3 protein-coding genes are annotated in these 20,329 nt (G+C 63.8%); all 3 read right to left on the bottom strand.

Going from position 1 to position 20,329, the window contains the following annotated elements; genetic code table 11:
- Nucleotides 1-46: 46 nt before the first annotated feature.
- From ACWUI2_RS05970 to ACWUI2_RS05960, 3 genes are read right to left on the bottom strand one after another with little or no spacing between them, the layout of a single operon-like run.
- Nucleotides 47-1,708: a chitobiase/beta-hexosaminidase C-terminal domain-containing protein gene (locus tag ACWUI2_RS05970; protein WP_486981944.1), complete on the bottom strand. Its 1,662-nt coding sequence runs from the start codon at nucleotides 1,706-1,708 to the stop codon at nucleotides 47-49.
- Entirely contained in the window at nucleotides 1,708-20,139 is an 18,432-nt protein-coding gene (locus ACWUI2_RS05965; RefSeq protein ID WP_486981943.1) for an LEPR-XLL domain-containing protein, read from the bottom strand. The genes ACWUI2_RS05970 and ACWUI2_RS05965 overlap by 1 nt, the downstream gene beginning before the upstream one ends.
- Nucleotides 20,139-20,312, bottom strand: coding sequence for a hypothetical protein (locus ACWUI2_RS05960; RefSeq protein ID WP_486981942.1), 174 nt, complete (start codon nucleotides 20,310-20,312; stop codon nucleotides 20,139-20,141). Before ACWUI2_RS05960 ends, ACWUI2_RS05965 begins: the two co-directional genes overlap by 1 nt.
- Nucleotides 20,313-20,329 lie beyond the last annotated feature (17 nt).

Here is a 20,329-nt window from a genome sequence, read left to right as displayed (position 1 = left end):
GGCGAAACTTTGACAAAAATGTGGCAGGATCGGACTCATCGGAAAGTTACGGTTGCGGGCTGGAGGCAGTGACCCGGTAAAAACGGGCGGGGCCGTCGTTAGGAACATCCCAGATGATTTCGGCGGCAGTGGTCTGTTGCGCGACGCCCAAGTCGCTCCAAAATTGCAGGTCGGTGGAGGTTTCCAATTGATACAAGCGTCCTTCGGTAACGCCGGTGAGGGTCAACCGGAGTTCGCTTGACGACCGTCGCTCGATGCCGAGGCGTAGGGTTTCCAATGGCTGGGGGGCTTCGACGGTGACCACCCGGAAGAAAGACTTGGCGTCGGAGGTCGACACCTCCCAGACCACCAATTCGCCCGGACCGACCCCTTCCCGGGGAGCTTGCAAGGAGGTCCAAGAGACCAGGTTCGCGGAGGTTTGAAGTTGGTAAAAACTGCCGACGACCGACCCTGAGAGTTCCACCCGGAAAAGATTTCCCGAGATCAAAACCACCTTCAACCGAAGCGGTTCCGGGGGGGGGTCGGAAGCAGCGATCACAAAATGGGCGGACGCCACCGAACTCGACAGTCCCCCGGCGATCACCACCGCCTTCACGGTCGTCGTTTCAGTGATCGAAAGCGGTTCCGCATAAACAGCCGAATCGGTAGTGGGCGTGGTCCCATCCAAGGTGTAATGGATCACCGCTCCCCCTTCAGCGCTCAAGGTCACCGCGACCGGTTCCTCGAACGAACCGGCCCCCGGGGAAATCACGGGAGGAGCGAGAAAAGCGCCGCCGGATAACAGGATGGTTCCATCAACCAGCACCAAACTCTGAATCGCCGGGGCCAACGGATCGGGTTCCAGCAAAATCGATCCGGTTCCGTCGACGATGGAAATCACCACCCCGTCGAACCCGGCCACGATCCATTGGTTCGGTCCAACCGAAACAACCGCCCCCAGATCTTCCCAAACCGCCTCACCGGCAGGCGCGTCGAAAGTCGAACCTCCGTCGGTCGAAAGCAACATCGCCCCCATTTCTCCAGTGGCCAAAATGTTTCCCTCAGCGTCGACCGCGACCGCCAGGAGATTGGGCGTTCCAAACGGAACGTCGACCGAAGTCCAACTCAGCCCGTCGGTCGAGCGATAGACCGCGCCGTCGAATCCGTCGCCGCCAACCGCAATCCATTCGCCCGTCGCCGCGTTCCAAGCGACCGCATACAAGGCGCTGTTTGGCGGCGTTCCGACCGCACTCCAAGTGGAGGCATTATTGGTCGAGCGTAAAACCGCTCCTCCGAATCCGTGATCGCCGACCGCGATCCAGTTGCTGGTGCCATCCTGGGCGATGCCGCGAACCGAACCGAGCATGCTTCCGCCGGCCACTTCGGTCCAAACCGTCGCATCGACCGAAAAATCCGCCCTCAACAGAAGGCCGGTGCTGCCTCCAGCCACGACCACGTCACCCGCCGCAGCCAAGGCCAACAACTCGTCGGACGGCGTCGGCTCCCGCAGTTCCTCGAAGGTCGCCCCACCGTCGGCGGTCCGGACAATCGCCCCGTCGGCGTTCAATCCGACGATTTCCCCGCCGACCGCGACTGCCGTGCGAATGGACTCCCCCAAGCCTTGCAACTGCTGCGCCTGGATTGTCGGCAAACCGGCGCACGCCATCAGGCAGATGGCCGCAACAAGGACCCGAAGGGAAGAAATGGAACTCTGTCGCAGTCGTCGCATTATCGGTAACTTCCGGAGAGAAGGAGATAGGTCGCAGTCGGGGACCGGAAAACGTTCATGTCGTTCACTTGGGCCGAATCGGCGTCGAGGAGGAGATTGATGGTTCCGAGCATCGCGATCACCGGAGGCACGGTAACCATCAGATTCGGAATTCCGGCGGCCAGGTCGGTGTTGCGGGTGATCGAACTGTGGGTGCTGACGATGCTGGTCGCCCCGGAGAGATTGAAGATTCGCGAGATCACGATAATATCGCGCACCTCCATCGTCAGGTTGCCGCTGGCGATCTCCATCTGGCTTCCGGCCTCCATCAGGAACGCGCCGTTGTTGAAGCGAAGATTCACATTCCCGTTTCCGAGGTTCCGGATGTCGCCGTTCATTTGCAGGCTTCCCGTACCGCTCAAGTTGATCGTTCCCGAACCGCCGAGAATCCGGATTCCGGCGCCGACGATGGTGGTAGAGGGACCATTGAAACCGAAACGGAGGTCGCCGAAGTTGGTCACCGCGCTGAATTCACTCGCACTAATCTCAACCCGATCTCCGGTCCCGACGGTGACTCCGGTTCCAAGCTCCAAGCGGAGGCCAGCTTTCTCAGCGTCGAAAAGCGGTCCCGTCGGCGCGTCCGGCAAGACGATGATCCCGCCGTCCGGAATCTTCACATCGATACCGCCGCCGCCAACAATCGGACCGGAGATTTCCAGATCTCCGCCGATCACGTCGAGATCGATCGAGTTGTCCTCGCCGATCAATTCGATCCCGTCCGGCCCGATTCGAACCGTGCCGATGAATTCGACAGAGAAATCTCCTGCCTCGATCACCGCTTCGAAGGTGTCGGCAGTCACGCTCAGTCCCGGACCGATCTCGCCTTCTCCGATCAGGAGATAAACGGAACCGTTCGGCGCCACGATAATCGTGGCCGGCAAGGTGGCATCGAGCTCCAACCCGTAGGTGTCGATGATCAAGTTGCCATCGGGGGCGACCAAACGGGTGCCGAGCGTAATGGTTCCGGTCGATTTGAGAATGAAGTCGCCCAATCCCGGAATCTCGGTCACTCCGGCGACGGAAGTCAGCTCGCCGCCACCCATCCGCAGGAGCAACTCGGCTCCGGCTTCGGCGTCGGTCAAACGGAGGCCGAAGCGGCCGATTTCAAGATCGTTCAGCTCGTAAACTTCAGCGTTGCCCCCGGCCACGAGGTCGAGACGGTCGGTGACCAACAGGATCGGCGCGCCGGACTTGCCCAGATCGCCCGCCGCCGACAATTGCACCGCCGGGGCGCGCAATTCGTGCTGCGACCGCAGAAGCGAGGCGGCCGACACATCCGCGCCACCGCGAAGATCGATCAGTTGCCCGGCCTGGACCAGGCCGACCACCATCCCCTCGCCGGACTGCAGGAGAACCGCGCCGGTGACCGCTCCGACGAAACTTCCGGCAGGCAACATCAATTCACCCACGGTCCGGACTTGGATATTGCCGCGCTCGCTCCAAAGGACCGACTCCGCCAAGTCGAACTGTCCGGATATCTCCAGAGAGGCGGCGTTGATCCGGATATCGCGGTCCGCCGTGATTCCAGCCGCCAGGACCAAACCATCGTCGACCCGGATAATCGCCGGACCGCCCGCCAGTTCGAGCGAACCGATTACATTGAGTCCGCCCCCGGTCACGGTCAGGTAGAGTGCCCCCGCCCCTGCCAGCGAGCCACCGGTGACTTCGATCGAGCCTTCGACCAAGAGGTAAACCGCCCCGCCGACCGTATTCGTGAAATTGATCTCTTCCGCGCTGACGACCAAGGCCATCGCCCCGGTGCGCCCGATGCCGGTGGCGGCGGACAACGTCACCGCGTCGCCGGAGGTGATCGAACGGTGGGCCGTCCCGGCGCTCAAAATACCGCCGGTCGCGGCTTCAACAGTGATCGATCCCGGAGCCACCAACCCACTGATCGTGACCGATCCTTGCGCGGTTAAATCAAGGGTGGACGAATTAGAACTGAGGAGAGTCGAATTGACCATCGTGATCGACCCGGAAATCGACTCGATTTCGATCCAACCCGCCGCCTGGCCGCCGGTCGCGAAGGTCACGGTTCCGTTCGCTTCGACCCGGAGGTTGCCGCCGGCGTTCAATCCGCCTTGGGCCGCGTCGACCACCGCCGTCAACGAACCGTTCGATCCGAACCGCTGCACCGTCACCGCGACGGTGTCGATCCGGAGGTCGTCGCTTTCCAACAGGTAGATTCCGCCGGAGACCGCAGTTGCCGAAAGAGTTCCGACCTGGGTGTTCAACGGCTGGTTCGCGGCGCCGATGGAGCCACCGGCCTGCAACCGGAGGGCGGCAGCGGCGACGTTCTCGGCTCCCACCGGCGAACCAATGTCGAGAATCGAACCGCCCGCGACCAGGGAGACCGCGCCGCCGGTGGCGATTCCGCTCAGGTGAATCGTTCCGCCGGCCGCCAATCGGACGTTGCCGTCGCCCGCGACGATTTGCAGTCCGGTCGTTTGCTGAATGGAACCGGTGGCGGCTTCGACCAACACGGTGCCGCTTCCGCCGGTGGTCACGTTTCCGGTTCCGCTGAACAGAATGCCGGCGGCCCCGAGAATCGCAATATGACCGGTCCCGGAAAGAACACCGGCCTCCACCAGAACGTTCCGGCCGGTTTGGCTGGCTTCGATCCGGATGTTGCCCCCACCGTTTGCCGAAACGGCGAGCCCGTCGCCTCCCGGAATGCCATCGGTCAACGTGATGTTACCGCCGGTCGAGCGGAGAACGATCGAACCGTCGGCTCCCAACGTCCGGAGATCGGCTTGGGCCGCGTCGACGACCGAAGTCGCCCCGGCGGTCGCGGTGACCCGGTTCACTGTGGCGGAGACGCTGCCAACCGTCACAGCGGTCGTTTCCAGAATGTTGATACTTCCGGAGCCCACATGGACGCTCAAAGTGGCGACCGTGGTGGTGATCAGATGGGAACCGGGTAATCCGGCATCGGGGGCGGACCGGCCGGCCCCGCCGAATGCTTCGATCCGGAGTCCGGCAGCCTGGATGTTGGTGACGGCGGCGCCTCCGTCTAGGACCGAACCGGCGTCGGAGACAAGCGAAACATTGCCGGAAGTTTGGACTCCGCCGAGAACGATGTTTCCTTCGGCATGGATCCGGAGATCGCCGGACCCGGAGATCACCCGCGAGGCGGCGGCCATGGTGACCGCTCCGTCGGCGGCCCGGAGGTCGACGGTTCCGGCGGCGCCGGTTTGGACTGTCGCCGGAAGGGGAGCGGTGCCGAGGACGATTCCGCCCGAGGCGATCACACTGAGGTGACCGGAGCCGGAAAGGATGTTGCCGAGAATGGTGATATTCTGACCGGAACCCTCGGTCTCAACCAAAACGTTGCCGGAACCGTTCGCGGAGATCGCCACGTTGCCGTCCGGCGCGGTGCCGCGATGCAAGACCACGTCCCCATTGGCGACCCGCAACACGATGGACCCATTTCCGGAAGTGGTGCGGAGGTCGGACTGGGTGGCGACCGCGACGGCGGAAGCGATGCCGGAAAGATTGACCCGATGCAGATTGACGGCGACGTCACCCACCGCGATGCCGTTTTCTTCCAAGAGGTGAATTCCACCGGCTCCGGCGCGGGCCGAGACGGTGGCGACTCGGGTGTCGATCGGATTCGCCCCGGTTCCAAGCGTGCCGATGCCGACCCCGGCGACCAAGCGAAGACCGTTGGCGATCACATCGACGTGGGTATCGCCGTTGTCGAGGATCGAACCGGCGGTCGCGGTGATCGCGACATTGCCGAGGGTCGAAACGCCACCCAAGCGGACATTCTGTTGGGCGACCATTCGGATCGCCCCCGAGCCACCCAAAATCCGCGCGCCGTCGGCGATGGTGATCGAGCCAGCGGTCGCTTCGAGGTCGATGGCGCCGAGCGAAGCGGTTTGCACATTGGCGTTCAACTCCAGGGAGCGGGCGGCGACCAAGGTGACATGTCCCCCGGCCGAAACGACCGAACCCTCGGTGATGATGTCGGCTCCCGCTACGGGTGCATGCAAAAGAACATGTCCGCCGGTTCCGGCTTCGACTCCGGGAGCCCCGGCCTGTCCGGCTTCCACCGTCAAATGGCCTTGGAGAACTTGAAGGACGACCGACCCGGCATCGGCCTTCAATGACCGGAGATCGTCGACCGCCATGGCGGCGGTAGTTCCGTCGGCCTGCACTTCGGCGACGGCGGCTCCGGCTGCCCCGACGGTGATCCCGTTGCTTTCGATCAAGGCGATGGGACCGTTCTTGGCCCAAGCGGCGACGGTGTTGACGGAAATCTCCAGATGATCGGCCGCGGCGCCGAGAACGCCGATGCTTCCTCCGGCCACCAAGCGGACCGAGTCGGCGATAATATCGGCTCCGCCGAATTGGGAACCGGCGTCGAGGATCGAGCCGTTGACTGACTCGATCGAGACCCGGGCTCCGGTGGTGATCCCACCGACCAGGACCGATCCGTTGGCGATCAAAACGACGTCGCCGTTTTGGGCGATCATCCGCGAATCGTCATGCGCCTGAATCCCGCCGGTCGCGGCGTTGAAGTAAAGCGAACCCGATCCTTCGGTCCGGACCTCGACCCCGGCGCGGAGGAACAAGGTTTGACCGGCTTTCAAGGTGATGTGGCCTCCGCCCGAGACGACGGAACGGAGAAGGTCGAGATTGGCGGTGCCGCTCCGGACATCGAGCAGGATGTTCCCGGCTCCGGCGGCGTGAACCGCGGCGGTTTGCCCGGAGGCCGCCAAAATCATCTCGCCGGTCAACGTGGTGATGACGATGCCGCCGCCGTCGGTGGTGGTGACGTTGGCGATCGCCGTCTCGGTGACCGCTTGGCGGGTGGCGTTCGCGAGAACCCGCTCGACGCTAGCACTCACGGAGTCGATGCGAAGGGCGGTCGACTCGGTGATGTTGATTCCGCCCGCTCCGCTCCGGATGGCGATTCGGTTGACCTGGGTGTTGAGACTTTCGGCGTTAGCCCCGAGCTGACCGACCGAATCGGCGGCGCGGATGGCGAGGCGGTCGGCGACCACGTTGCGGAGGCCGCCGGCGACTCCGCCGTTGAGGACCGAACCGGCGACGGCGGTCAAACTGACGTGCCCGCCGGTTTGAATCCGACCAAGAAGAATGTCGGCGGCGGCGTGGAGCCGGATGCTGCCGGTGCCGGCGATGATTGAAGCCGCCGGAGCCAGTTGGATGTTTCCGGAAAGCGCCTCGGCGAGAATGCTGCCGGTGCCGGAAGTGGCGGTTGCAGCCGATCCCGTCAGACTCAAGTTGCCCCCTGCGCTCAAGGTGATATGTCCGCCTTGCGAGACAACCGATGCTTCCAGGATCAAATTACCGGAGGCGGCCTCGGCGGCGAGGAGGATGTCGGCGGAAGTCAACGACCGGACTCCCGAGCCGTTGCCATCGGCGCCGTCGCGGACGGTGATATCGCCCCCGAGAGCGCGGAGAATCACCAGACCGAAGGCTTCGACGTCGCTCATCGGTGCGACGTCGAGGGCGACCACGCCGCCGTTCGCGTTCACTCGCTGCACGGTGATGGTTTCGACCCGGTCGACGGCGAAGCCGGAGGAATCGGTGAGAGCGATGTTGCCGGTGGCGCTGCGGGCCGCAATGGTGGAGACATCGGTTTCCAGCGAATTGAGGCTGGTTCCCCAACCGATGCCGTTGGCGGCGGAAAGCCGGAGGCTGGTCGCGACGATATCGGCACCCCCGATGTCGCCGGCGTCGAGAATCGCTCCGGCGACGGAAACCAAGGAAACATCGCCGCCGGTGGTGAAGCCCCCGACCGTGAGATTGCCTTGCGAGGAGACGTGGATGTTGCCGTTTTCGGCGACCACCCGGCTGGCGTCGGCCGCTTGGAAAACCCCGGCCGTCGCTTGAAGAAGGATGCTGCCGGTGCCGGCGGTCTCGATCCGGACGTTGGTTCCGATCAGGAGAGAATCGCTGGCGCGGAGAGTGAGGTGACCGGTCGCGCTGCGGACGTCGGCGTTGACGGTGATGTTGCGGGTCGCCCCGTTGGATTCGAGGAGGACGTTGCCGGAGCCATGGGCGGCGACCGCCACACCGTCGGCGTTGACGCCATCCACCAAAGTGATCGAACCATCCAAGGTGCGGACCACGATGCCGCCGTTGCCCGCGGTGGTGGTCAGATCGGAGAGATTCGCGTCGGTGACGACGGTCAATTGGGCGTTCGCGCCGACCCGTTGCACGGCGACCTCCACCGAATTGATGGTGAGGTTGGTCGACTCCAAAATATTGATACCGCCGCTGGTGGCGGTGGCGGCCAGACGGCCGATCCGGGTGGTCAACGGCTCGGAGTCCGAACCGAGTTTTCCGATGCCGACGGCGGCCGTGGCCCGGAGTTGGTTGGCGATCACATCCTCCGTCCAGGCGGTGGAACCGGCACGGAGGATCGATCCGGTCAGACTGATCAAGCTCGCCTGTCCGGTGGTGGTAAGACCGCCGAGAGTGAGGTCGTCGCGGGCGGCGAGCCGGACATTGCCGGACTGGGTTTCGAAGCGCGAATTCGCTCCGGTGTGCAACGCGCCGCCGGAGGCTTCGACGTCAATATTTCCACCGAACGAGGTGGCGACGATGACCCCCGGGGTCACGGTGATGGAACCGCCCGCGAGGAGGGAAACGTGTCCGCCGGAACTCCGGATGCCGGATTCAACCGCCAGCGAGGATTCGGCGCCGGAGGCGATGAGGATCCGTCCGGTGCCATGGGCGGTCACCGCCCGGTTGTTGGCATTGCCGCCGTCGGTCAGAACGATCGTTCCGTCGACGGTCACCAAGACGATGTTGCCGTTTCCGGCGGCGGTGGTCAGGTCGGACTGGGCGGCCACCGAAGCTGCGTCGAGGGTGCCGTCGACCAACACCCGGAAGGTGGAGGCGGAAGTCTGGCCGACGGTGACTCCATCGGTTTCCAGCAGGTAAATGCTGCCGTTCGAGGCCAAGGCGGAGATCGTCCCGACGGAGGTCTCGATCGGATTCGACGATTCCCCGACGGACGTGGCGGCCCGGAGGCGGAGGAAGGCGGCGGCGACGTTGACCGCGTTCGGATCGTTGTCGAAGATCGAACCGGTGGCAGAGGTGATCGCGACCGATCCGCCGGTTTGGATTCCGGCGATCCGGACGGTTCCGGAAGCGGTCACGACGATGTCGCCGGATCCGCTCTTCAAGAGAGCGCCCGCGCCTTGGGTGAGCGACCCGGCAGTCGACTCGATGGTCAGCGAACCGGCATTTCCGGTGGTCACCGCGACCCCGGCGGCGAAGACGAGGTTCCCCTGGGCGGAAAGGGTCAGATGGCCGACACCGGCCTCGATGGTATCGTTGACGGTCAAGTTGGCCGAGGCGCCGTTTGCCCGCAAGTGAAGGTTGCCGGAGCCGGTCAACCGGAGAACCGGCACCCCGTCGGTCGGACTTCCGCTGGAGAGCAAGGTGACGGAGCCGTTGGCGGTGATCGAAACCGATCCGCCGCCGAGGGAGGCGAGACCGAACAACGGGTCGAGAATGGTGCTCGTGGCGGTGCCGTTGACATCGATCCGGGAAACCGCTCCGGCGACCGAGCCGATTTCCAAGGCGTCGGTTTCGTTCAGGGCGAACGGTCCCTCGTTGATGCGGGCGGCGAGGCGACCGATCTGAGTTTCCAAGGGATTCAACGTCGCCAAGGAACCGAATCCAGCGGCCGCGACAACATGCAAGGTGTTGGCCTGGATGTCGATGTCGGTGTCGCCGTTGTCGAGGACGACGCCGCCCGTTTCGAGGGAAACCAATCCGGCCGGGGCGCGGATGCTCGCGACCAGAATGTCGCCCTCGGCCGCCACCCGAATGTTACCGCTGACGGAACGGAAGAACGACCGGTCGTCCATGATCACCGATCCGCCGGCCGACACATGGACCGCGCCGGTTTGAGAACGGAGATTCGCCCCCACCCCTTCGACGGTAACCCAGTGGGCGTTCCCGCCGATGTCGAGGGTAATATGGCCGTCGATGGTCCGGATGTCGGCTTGGGCGGTCAAGGTCGCCGCCGAAACGAAAATGTTGCCGGCGCCGGTGGTCGAAATCGCGAGCGTATTGGCGTTGCCGTCGAGCAGGGTCAACTCGTCTGCGACGGTCAGCAGGATGTTTCCACCTTCCAGAGAAGTCAGATCGGCCAACGGTGTGACGATCCGGGTAGTGGTGGAGTCGGTCTGCCCGAGAACCGAGACGCGTTCGGCGGCGGCTTCGACGGCGTCGACCGTCAGGGAACCGACGGCATCGATCCGGATCGAACCGGTGGTCCGGGCGGAAAGGCGGTCGGCATCGATTTGCAGCGGCTCGGCGGTCGATCCGATCGCGCCATTGGCGGACAGGCGGACTCCGGCGGCCACCAAGTGCGGCCCGGCGACCGATCCGGCCGGTTGGATCGTGCTGGCGCCGATCAAAACGATGTTTCCGGTGCCGGCGTCGATCCGGGTGACGACGATGGAGGACCCGGCGTCGACGACCGCATCCCCTCCCCCAGTCACAATCGAGGAACCGTCCACTTGGGTGAAGCTTCCGGTCGATTCGATCAAGAGAGAGCCGCCATCGGTGGTGACAGAACCCGCCAAAGTGAAACCGGCTCCGGAGATCAAATGGACCGAGGAACCGGCCGAGACCTCGATGTCGCCCGCGACGGTCTGGCTGCCCCCGGCGGAAATGCGGAGATGTCCGGCGGCGAAAACGGCGGGACCGCCGGTTTCTTCTTCAATCACGAGCGAACCGCCCACCGTCAACACGGCGGCTTGGCCCGACCGGAACCCGGAGAGCGATTCGGCGAAAGCGATGGTTCCGCCGTCGGTCTGGGGAACGTCGAGCGACACATCGACCGCACCGAGGGTCAGACCGGAAACGTCGCGCACCGCGATGATCCCGGTCGCCGCTTCGGCGGACAGACGGTCGACTTCAAGCAGCAACGCGGCGCTGGCCGAAGCGAACGAACCGATCGAGGAGGAGGCCGAAAGTTGCAATCCGGCGGCGGTGACGTTCACCGCGTTCGCCGACAATCCTGCCGTCCGCAAGATGGATCCCCCGGCCGACGTGGCGAGGCGGACCTGGGCTCCCTGGGAAATGATCCGGGAAACCAGGATCGGACCGGCGGCGGCCAGAACAACGGTGCCGCCTTCCGCATCGAGAATGGAAGCGGGGGCCATCTGGATCGCACCATCTCCGGCGGTGATGAAAACCGCACCGCCGGATGTCTTCAAATCGGCGTTCAAAGAGACCGCGGATGCGGCGTGGAGATTCACCGCGCCGCCCGCCAAAGTGGCCGCGCCGTCGAGGATGATGCCGGCGGAGGAAGTCACGACCAGCGCCCCGTTGGAAGAATGGGTCACCGGACCGGTTAAATGAACGTTCCCCCCTTCGCTACGCAACACCGACCAACCGCCGACGGCATCGTTGGTCAACCCGGCGACGACCAGGTCGTTTCCGGCGGCGATTTCGGTGACGACGATGTTTCCGGCGGCGCCGAGATTGCGGAGGATCACTTCGCCTGCGGCGGTCCGGATGTCGGCCTCTTCGAGGTCGCCGATTCCGTTTTGAGCCTCGATGGTAACGGTGCCGCCGGTGATCAGATTGGCGGAAAGATCGGCCGGATCGGCGTCGATGACCGCGCCACCCGCAATGACACGGATGTTTCCGGAATCCGACGAAAGGGTGGTCAGCTCAATATCGCCGCCGGCGGTGTAACGGATCAGGCCGGAAACGGTCGAAGTGAGAGCCGTGCCCGACATCAGAATCGAACCGGTGGTGGCGGTCACGTCGACCGTCGCGGCCGCGAGGGCGGTGATTCGACCGGTTTGGGTGATGCCGGTGCCCGCCACGATTTGCACCGAATCGGTGGCGGTGATGACGAAATGGAGAGCGGCGGTGGTCCCGGCGGAAAGTTGAATCACCGGAGCGGTCAAATCGGCGTCGACCACGATCACCTTTCCGGCGTCGATTCCAATCAACCCGTCGGCGACGGTGATCGGCCCTTCGATGGCGACATCCGTTCCGGCTTGCAGAAGAAGATCCGCTTCGCCGACGGCCAATCCGGCTCCCCGGAGGGTGATGCTTCCACCGCTGACCAAAACAAGATCCTCGACCGACGCGAGGGCGGAGTCGCCGGTCTCGATGGTCAGTCCGCCGCGTCCCGAAACGGTGATGGTCTCCGGAGCGGTGGAGGCGAGATTCGCGAGGGCGCCGCCGATGTCGAGGTTGGCGCGGGTGATTACGTCGATCCGGGAGTGCGGATCGTCAAACAGAAGGTTGCCATCGATCTCGAGGCCGAGACCACCGGTTTCCGACCGGATGGAACCGATCAGGCTCACGTCGCCGGTGGCATTGATTTCGATACGACCTTCCGAAGTGGTCGGGGTTAGAACCGCCAAAGCTCCGAGAGGCAGATGACCGACGGCCGCGAGATTGGCGATCGAGAACGGCAGATCGGCGTCGGCGAGCGCGGCGGCCAGTTCGGCGATAGTGGTGCCGGAGGAGGCGCCGCGCAACCGGAGCAAGCGGTAACCATCCTCTCCTTCGAAAAGATCGGCGGCGGCCGGAACCGGATTGGAGCCGGAGGCGAGTCCGGGATCGATCGCAAACGTGACTTTAATGCCGTTGCTCGGAACTCCGCCGAGGAGGAATTCCAGCACGGCGGCTTCGATGACGACGGTGGCGCCGGAAGGAAGAACGGTGGTAGCGCGCGCCGGGACCGGATCGGTTCCGCCCGCGACATCTTGCGGCAGGACGTTGAAAACACCGCTCCCGTTGTTCTCGGGGGCGAGACTTGCCGTGTAAGGAATGTTGCCGCTGTTCGGTCCGGAATTGATCGCGGCGATCACGGTGTTCGCGGTGGTGACCCCGCTTTGGACATTGATCACCAAGCGCCGGGCGACATGGTCGAACATCGCGGTGGCGCCACCGTTGGTGATGGTACCGTCGTCGAACAGGAAGACCGGCACGTTTTGATAGACTTCGGAATCCTCGTCGGCGATCACCACAAAGTCGTTGTGGGTGCCGGGAGCGACAAAGGTGGCGCGGGCCGGACCGGAAACCCCGCCGGAAGTCGGCTGCGCGGTCCAGACCGAGATCGGTCCCAAACCGGAACTTCCTTCGGCGACCGCCGCGGTGAAAGGCATGGAGGCGACGTTCGGACCGGAGTTAATTGCCTGGATAACCAGCTCGGCGGCGGTGAACATGGAATTCACCGTGAGAGTCAGGATCTTGGTTTCGGAGTTGTAACTGGCCTTGGCACTTCCGGCCGCCAACGTCTCGTCATGGACGAAAACCACCCGGATATTGTTGTAGCCGTCTCCGTTGGCGACGGCGGTCAGCACAAAATCGTTCGCCGGACCGCTCAAATTGACATGGACGGTCGCCCTCGCGCCGGAAGTGCCTCCGCTGCTCATGAACCGATGGGCCTGAATGGTCCCCTCCCCGGTGTTGCCGCCGGTCTGCGGTTCCAAGCTGGCGGTGAACGTGCCCTCGGCGTTGACGGCCGTGATCACTTGATTGGCGGTGGTCTGGCCGGAAGCGATGAAAACGCTCAGGATGTTGGTCACCGCATTGAACGAGGCCCGCACTCCGTAATCGGGGACGGAGGCGTCGTCGATCATGATCACCCGGATTCCGTTGTAAAGGGACCCGTGCTGGGTGGCGACCAACCGCATGTTGTTGTTGGCCCCGAGCGGGCTCAAGGTGGTCCATGCGTGCAAATCGGACTCAAGCATCACCGGCGCCGCGCCGATTGTGTCGGTCAAGGAGCCCGGCTCAACCGCTCCGGTCAAGGAAGCGGAGAACGGCAGAGCCTCTTCCACCCGGGCGGTTTCGATCGCATCGAGCAACGTTCCGACGGTGGTGAACCCGAAGTTCACGTAGAGATCGAGTCGGCCGGCGAATCCTTCGCCGTCGCCTTCGATCCACTCGATCTTCACCGCGTTCGCGCCGTTCGCGAGGCGGCCGCCCGGACCATCGTCGAGCAACCGGACTTGAATGCCGTTGGCGGCGATCCCGGGATTGGTCGAAGAAATCAGCAGGGCGTAGAAAACACCGGGTAATTCCAACTCGGCGGCCCCCGGAGTCGGCTCGGCGCCACCGGTGAAAATGGAGGCGACGGCGGCGAGGATGCCGTCTTCCGATCCGTTCTCGGTGACGATTACAAATTCTTCTGTCGGATCGGGCGAGAAGGTGGCGGAACCGTCCAACCCGCCCGCCGACAAGATTGCGGTGACCGGGAACGCGGGGTTGTCATTGATCGCATTGACCACTTGGGTCCAAGTCACGGCGACGCCGGTCTGGAGGAACAACCGGAGTTGCTTGCCCGCTTCATTGTATTGAGTGGAGAGCGACGGCAGCAGGTTGTTCGAATCATCCCGCTGGTTGTATTCGATCGATACGCTGAAATCGTTGCCGGCGGCCCCCGCGACATCGGCGAGGAGGGCGATGGAATTCGGTCCGAGCGGGAAGGCGATGGCCCGGGCGGTGACCGGATCGATCGTCAGGGTTCCGTCGACCGAAAGGTGGATCACCCCGCCCATGGTGGTGTAAATGCCCCCTTGATAACCGGAGAATGCCACGGTCAAGGATCCGCCGCGATGAATGGCCGGGATCGCGAAACCAAGATTGGTGACTCGGAGATCTCCCGCATTGTGGAGATAAACCCCTTGCGGTCCGCTTTGCACGGAGAGTCCGGCGACGGCGGTCAAGAAGGGGGCGTCGACCGACCCAACGCGGACCGGGGAACGAAGAATAGCGGTTTCAGCGGCGATGTGGGGAGTCTCTCCGGCCGCGGTCGGCGAGATCACATCCTGGGAGATCAAGGCGACGTCGGCCTCGCTGACGATGCTGCCGTCCAAAAGAATAGCGCCGTCGACCCGGGCGAGGAACGAACCGGACTCGTTTTGCAGGACCGATCCGGTCGCGACCAGCATTTGACCGAAGACCCGCAGGAAGAAATCCCCTCCCGCGTTGGAAAGAACACCGGGCGCGTCGACTTGGAAATCGCCGCCGGAACGAATGGTCAGGTCGCCGCCTCCGAACGAGTATCGGCCGCTCCAGGTTTGGGAACCGGTGGTCTCGAGAAGAACGGGGATGTTCGATTGCACGGCGAAGGTCGCGCCCGTCACCTCTTCGACCGTGAGGTCGCCCGTCACATCGAGAAAAACACCCGCACCCGGACCGGAGATGGTCAACGCGTCGGCCGAACCGGTTTGATCCGGGAGCAATAAACCGGTTTGCGGATGAACCGGCGAGACGACGAACCCGACCGGTCCGACGATCAAATCGCGGTCGTTGTCGAGAGCGAACGCGCCACCCGTCAATGTGACTTCACCAGCCAGGCGGCCGACCGAAACCGCGAGGGGGTTCGCGACCGTCGCAACCGAACCGACTCCGGCCAAGAGCAAGGCGGCCGCTTCGATGCGGGCTTCGGTCGAAGCGGGGAACAGATCGATGAGATTGACCCCGGTGAGGGCGAACGTCCCATCGGTTTCGACCCGCGAAATGCCCAAGTCGCCGCCGGCGTTCCAGACAATGTCGCCTTCGGCCTTCATCGTGCCGCCCGCTTGTTGATGCAAAACTCCTTGGGCGACGGCGAGGATCGATCCGGTGGCGAACAAGTCGACCGCACCGGTCAGAACCAGGTCGCCTCCCGAAGTGAAAGTGATCGAGCCTTGAACCGGGGTGACCGGTCCGGCCACGGTCAGATCGCCGCCGGCGGTCAAAACGAGGTGTCCGGCGGAGGTCACCGCGGGATTCTCTCCGGTGGCGGTCACCTGCAACGACCCGTCGACTTCGAGCGCGATCGGGGCGTCGCCCTCGGTGGAGGCGAGACCGGTGGTGATGAGCGATCCCGGCGAAAAGAGATAAATTCCTCCGCTGCCGGTCACGGCCCGCAGGGTGGCGGCGGTTACGGTCAGGGTGTCGAGCTGGCCGTTCTCCATTCCGATACCGGTGGCGGCTTCGAGATCGAGATGGCCGCCGGTGGCGAAATCGGGGAGTTCCGCAGCCGGATCGGAGTCGATGATGGAACCGCTCTCCGAGCGAACCGAGATATCGCCGTCGACCGAAACCACTCGGGCGACCGCGACGGTCGACCCGGCGTCGAGAAGGATGTCTCCATCTTCCGATTCGATTTTGGAACCGGCTTCCATGGTCAAAGCGCCGACGGCTTGGATCGTGATGGTTCCCGCGTCGTCGGTCGCGATCGTCATCGACTCCGCCAGGAGGAAATCTCCCCCGGCGTTGATTTCGATCGACCCGCCATTGGCGGCGAGGTGCGAATAAACTTCGATGTCGGCACCGCCGAGGATCAGGTCGCCGCCGCCGAGAGTGACGGCACCGGCCGCGGCCGAGAAGACCAGATTCCCCTCGCCCGGGAGAACGACCAGTTCCAGATCACCCGAACCGGTCACGGTCAAATTGCCTTGGGGGCCCGAGGTCAGGTCGGAGCCGACCATCAGACGGGAGAAAAGAACGGCGGTCGCCGAGGTCGTTTCAACCGTGAGGGTGCCGATGTTGTGAATACGGTGTTCGTCGCCCTCCCCGGCCGAGAGACTGATGGAGGCGATTTCCGTCCGCAAGGCGGTGCCTTCGCCCGATCCGCCGATATCATCGCCGGCTTCCAAGGTGAGGCTTTCGCCCCGGACCACGATCCGCTCGACGTCGCCACCGGCAGCGGCGCGGATGGCCCCGCCCGCGCGCAGACCGACGGACCCGGACGTCCGGACCGCGCCGAGGGTGATGCCGGCCGCGGCGGCGATCACGATCGCGCCGGAATCGGTCAACACTTCGCTTGCGGCTGAAAAATCGATCGCCCCGTCGGCGCTCTTGATCGCGATCGTCGCGTCGGCGGAGGTTTCGACGTTCGCGCCATCGGTCACTTGGATGGTCCCGGCGGAAGAGATCGAAACGGCTCCACCCTCGGAGCGGATCGCGCCATGGATGCCGACGCTTTCGCCGACGATAACCACTCGGCCCGTTCCGGAGGTGGCCACCGCGATCGCGTTGGCCCCGGAAAGGGAGAGAGCGCCATCGGCGCTCAGGACGATGTCTCCGTTGGCATCGTCGTTGAGCACGGCGGAAAGAACGCCAGTGGCGGGACCGGTCCCGGTGGTGCCGTCGGGTTGGGCGATCGCCGGAGCAAAACCGTCGACGGTTCCGATCGCCATGCCGTTGAGATCGTGGATGACGATGGCGCCTGCGGCGGCGTAAGCGGAAAGTGTTCCGACGTCGACGATCAAGGTTTGTTCGGTGCCCACGCCCGAACCAGGAAGGGCGCCGATGCCTAGACCGGCGACGAGGCTCAATTCGGACGCATAAATATTGGCCGGATCCTCCGCTGCTTGGGGATCGCGGTCGAGTGCGCGGGCGTGAATCGCACCGTCGGCGTGGATGGCAACCTGGCCCCAAGCGGTCTGGTCGCTCGATCCGTTGCGGGCGTCGATCATCCCGATCCAAACGTCGCCGAAGCTCTGCAGGAAGATGTTGCCGCCTCCCGAAAGGATCGCCGCGGTGGCATCCATCTGGAGATCGACACCGGCGATCCGAACGTCGCCGCCGGTGGAATTGATCACGGAGTGATCGAGAAACTCAATGTTTCCTCCGCCATATAAAGTGACCGCCCCGCCGCCGGAGGTTATATTCCCCTCAATGGTCAAGGGACCCGGCACGCTCAGCAGCACCCCGGCATTCGACCCGCTGTGGATGCCGTTTTCGAGAACCGTGACGGCGGTTTGCCCGGGCTGGACGATCACCGTGACCGGCGCATTCCCCCCGGTAGCCTGGTTGTCGACGCTGACGCCGAAGGTGGCCCGACCATCCTGGATCACGCTGACGGCTCCGCTCGAAACATTGGTCGCCTCTAGGACGTTGGCTTCGATCCGCAACGGATTGGCCGACTCGCCGACTCCTCCGGCGGTATCGATGGTCAAGCTGTCGGCGACCAAGTGGGCCATGCCGTTATTCGGAAGTCCGATCACTCCGCCCATTTCGACCTCGATCGTGAGATCGGCGTTTTCGCCGGCGATCACCCGCTCGACCCGCAACTGGCCGTTGTAAACCCAGATGGAAACCGCATTGTCGACGTGGTCGGTCTGGGACTCGATGAGGGTGACGGTGGTCAGATCGCCGGTGAGAAGGGAGATCGCACCGTCGGCGGCGACCAACGAATGGACGTTGAGCCCATCGAGTTCGTCGACCGAAACATCGCCGGATTGGGTCGAGGCGGCGGTCAGATTCGCCACGTTGGTCCGGATGTCGATCTCTCCGGTGGCGGTGGCGATCAAGTCGCGGGCGTGGATGCGTCCGAAGGAGTTTGCCTGATTGAGGATCGACCCGCCCGCATTCAACGAAATGGAGGAACCTTGCGAAAGGGAATTCGGATTCTGGTTGGTGATCCGGAGAGAACCGCCTTCGGTGAACCGGATGTTGCCGGTTTGGGCGATCAGCGAGAGTTGGCTCGATCCCCAGACGGAGCCGATCTGTTCGTTGCTGACCCGGACTTGGCTGGCGCGGACTTCGATCTCTCCGGTGCGGGCGTCGAGCCGGAGTTCGGAATGTCCGTTCAAGTTGCCGGTGACCAGGATGGAACCGCCGTAAATGAAAACCGGATCGAGAAAGGTGGTGGCGCCGATCCGGATCGTGTGGGAGGCGTTTTGTTCGTACCCGATGATAATCGCGGCGAAACCGTTGGCGATCGCGTTGATATCATTGCTGGAAAGATCGAGCGTTCCGGTGCCGCCGGTGGGGGTGCCGATGTCGATGGAGACGTTCGGGGAAGTCGGACGGATCAGCAAGGTGCTGAGCGGGACGTCGTTTTGGCCGATGGCTCCGTGGACGCTGCCGGCGGGGCCGTTGAAATCGACTCGATCGGCGAATAACCGGATGTCTCCGGCCGTGACTTGAACGGTGCTGCGGAACCGGACGCCGTTGTCGGCGTGGATTTCGATCGCGGAGGCCTGGAGCGCGGCGTCGAAAGTGGTTCGGTTGGTGCCGGACTCTTGAAGGAAATATCCGCCCAAGACGACTCCGCGGCGGAATTCGACATCAGCGGCGTGTTCGATTTGGAAGTTTCCTTCCTCCACCGACGTGTCGCCCCGGACCAGGATTCTTCCGTTGTTGGAGCGGAGGAAAACATCGCCCTCCTCGGAGATAAGGTCGCCGTTGAACGTGATGTTTCCGGCGGTCCGGATGGAAAGGTCGCCGGTGAGGGTGAGGTCGCCGCCGTTGGTGACGTGCCCGAAAGTGGTGTTACCGGTTCCGGCCTGCTGGATGAACTCCTCCGCCCGGACTTCGGTCATGAACCGGACATCCTTAGCGTTGACGATGACGATCCGCTTCAGCAGTTCCTCGACTCCGACCGTGCCGGCGATGGTGATGACCCCGTTGGTGCCGGCGTTCAGATAGATCGTCTCGTTTCCGGTGGACCCGGAAATCGAACCGGAGATGGTGATGTCGGCTCCCTGGGGATTCGGGATGAGCGGATCCTGGGGGGTAGCTCCGGGACTCGGTTCGGTGGTATTGAAATAGACGGCGTTCGGACCGAAGGTCTCACTAACGGCTCCGGCCTTGATGACGATGCTGTCGTCGACATGGATCGGGCTGCCTTGGCTCAAGGTGTCGGCTCCGACCTCTTGGGTTTGGCCCGGTCCGAAGAAGCGCAGCTCGCCGCCGGAATGGCGGATGGCGCTGACGACGTCGAAACGGCCTCCCTCGCCGGGAGCTTGAAGGAGGAGATTTCCGTGGTAGGTGAGACCGTCGATCAGGAAAAGGTGGCTTCCGAAGTCGCTCCCGAGAATCAAACGATCCAGCCCGGCACGGGAAAGCTCGGTGAGTTCGTCCGAAGTGATCAAGAAGGCGGCCTCCCCTGCCCCGACGGCGATGGGGGCGGCCTCATCGAGCGGTTGCAAGGCGAGAGTCGCGCCCTCGACGGCGCTCATTGAGCCGCAGAATTGGAGCGAGCCCGCGGCGAGGAGGTTTTCCCCGGCCCAAGTGATCGCTCCGACTTCGATCCGGTCGGCGAAGACGCGGAGATCCGCGGCGGCGAAACCGTCGGCCAGCACCACCTCGTCGGCGAAAAGCGTGGTCGCGGAGAGTTGCTCCAAGAGTATCTGCCCGGCCGCGTCGAGCAACGCTCCGTCGGCGGTGGCGGTGAGCGAGCCGAGTCCGCGGAAGTCGGCGGTCCCGACGCCGGTCCATTCGGCGAGGGAGGAGCCGGATTCGAAAAGATCTTCGTCGACGACCGGGACCGCCTCCTGGGCGGCAGATTCTTCGACCTGCAAGAGGGGGACCTCGATTTCGAGCTGCAACGCGTCTTCGGCCGCCGAGGCGTCCAGCGGGGTCGCGGACAAGAGGATTCGGCTTTCCAAAGCTTCAACCCGGAAGCTCTTTGAGGAGTGCTTGGACATTAGAAGATGCGGCGTTTTCCCAGCGCACAGGCGGTGGGAGAAAACCTGAGCGCTGAAAAGTTAGAAATCGGTTGAGTCAAGGGAGCAAGTAAAATTTTTGTCAGAAGAAAGAAGTCCGGCTTCTTTTCCGCGAAATGAACGATTTCCGGGAACTGGATGCGAGTTTTGGTCATGGATGACGTCCCGTTCA

The organism is Verruconatronum alginivorum (assembly GCF_056590205.1).
The sequence above is the reverse complement of the archived record's forward strand: the minus strand, read 5'-3'. Positions and strand labels throughout refer to the sequence as shown.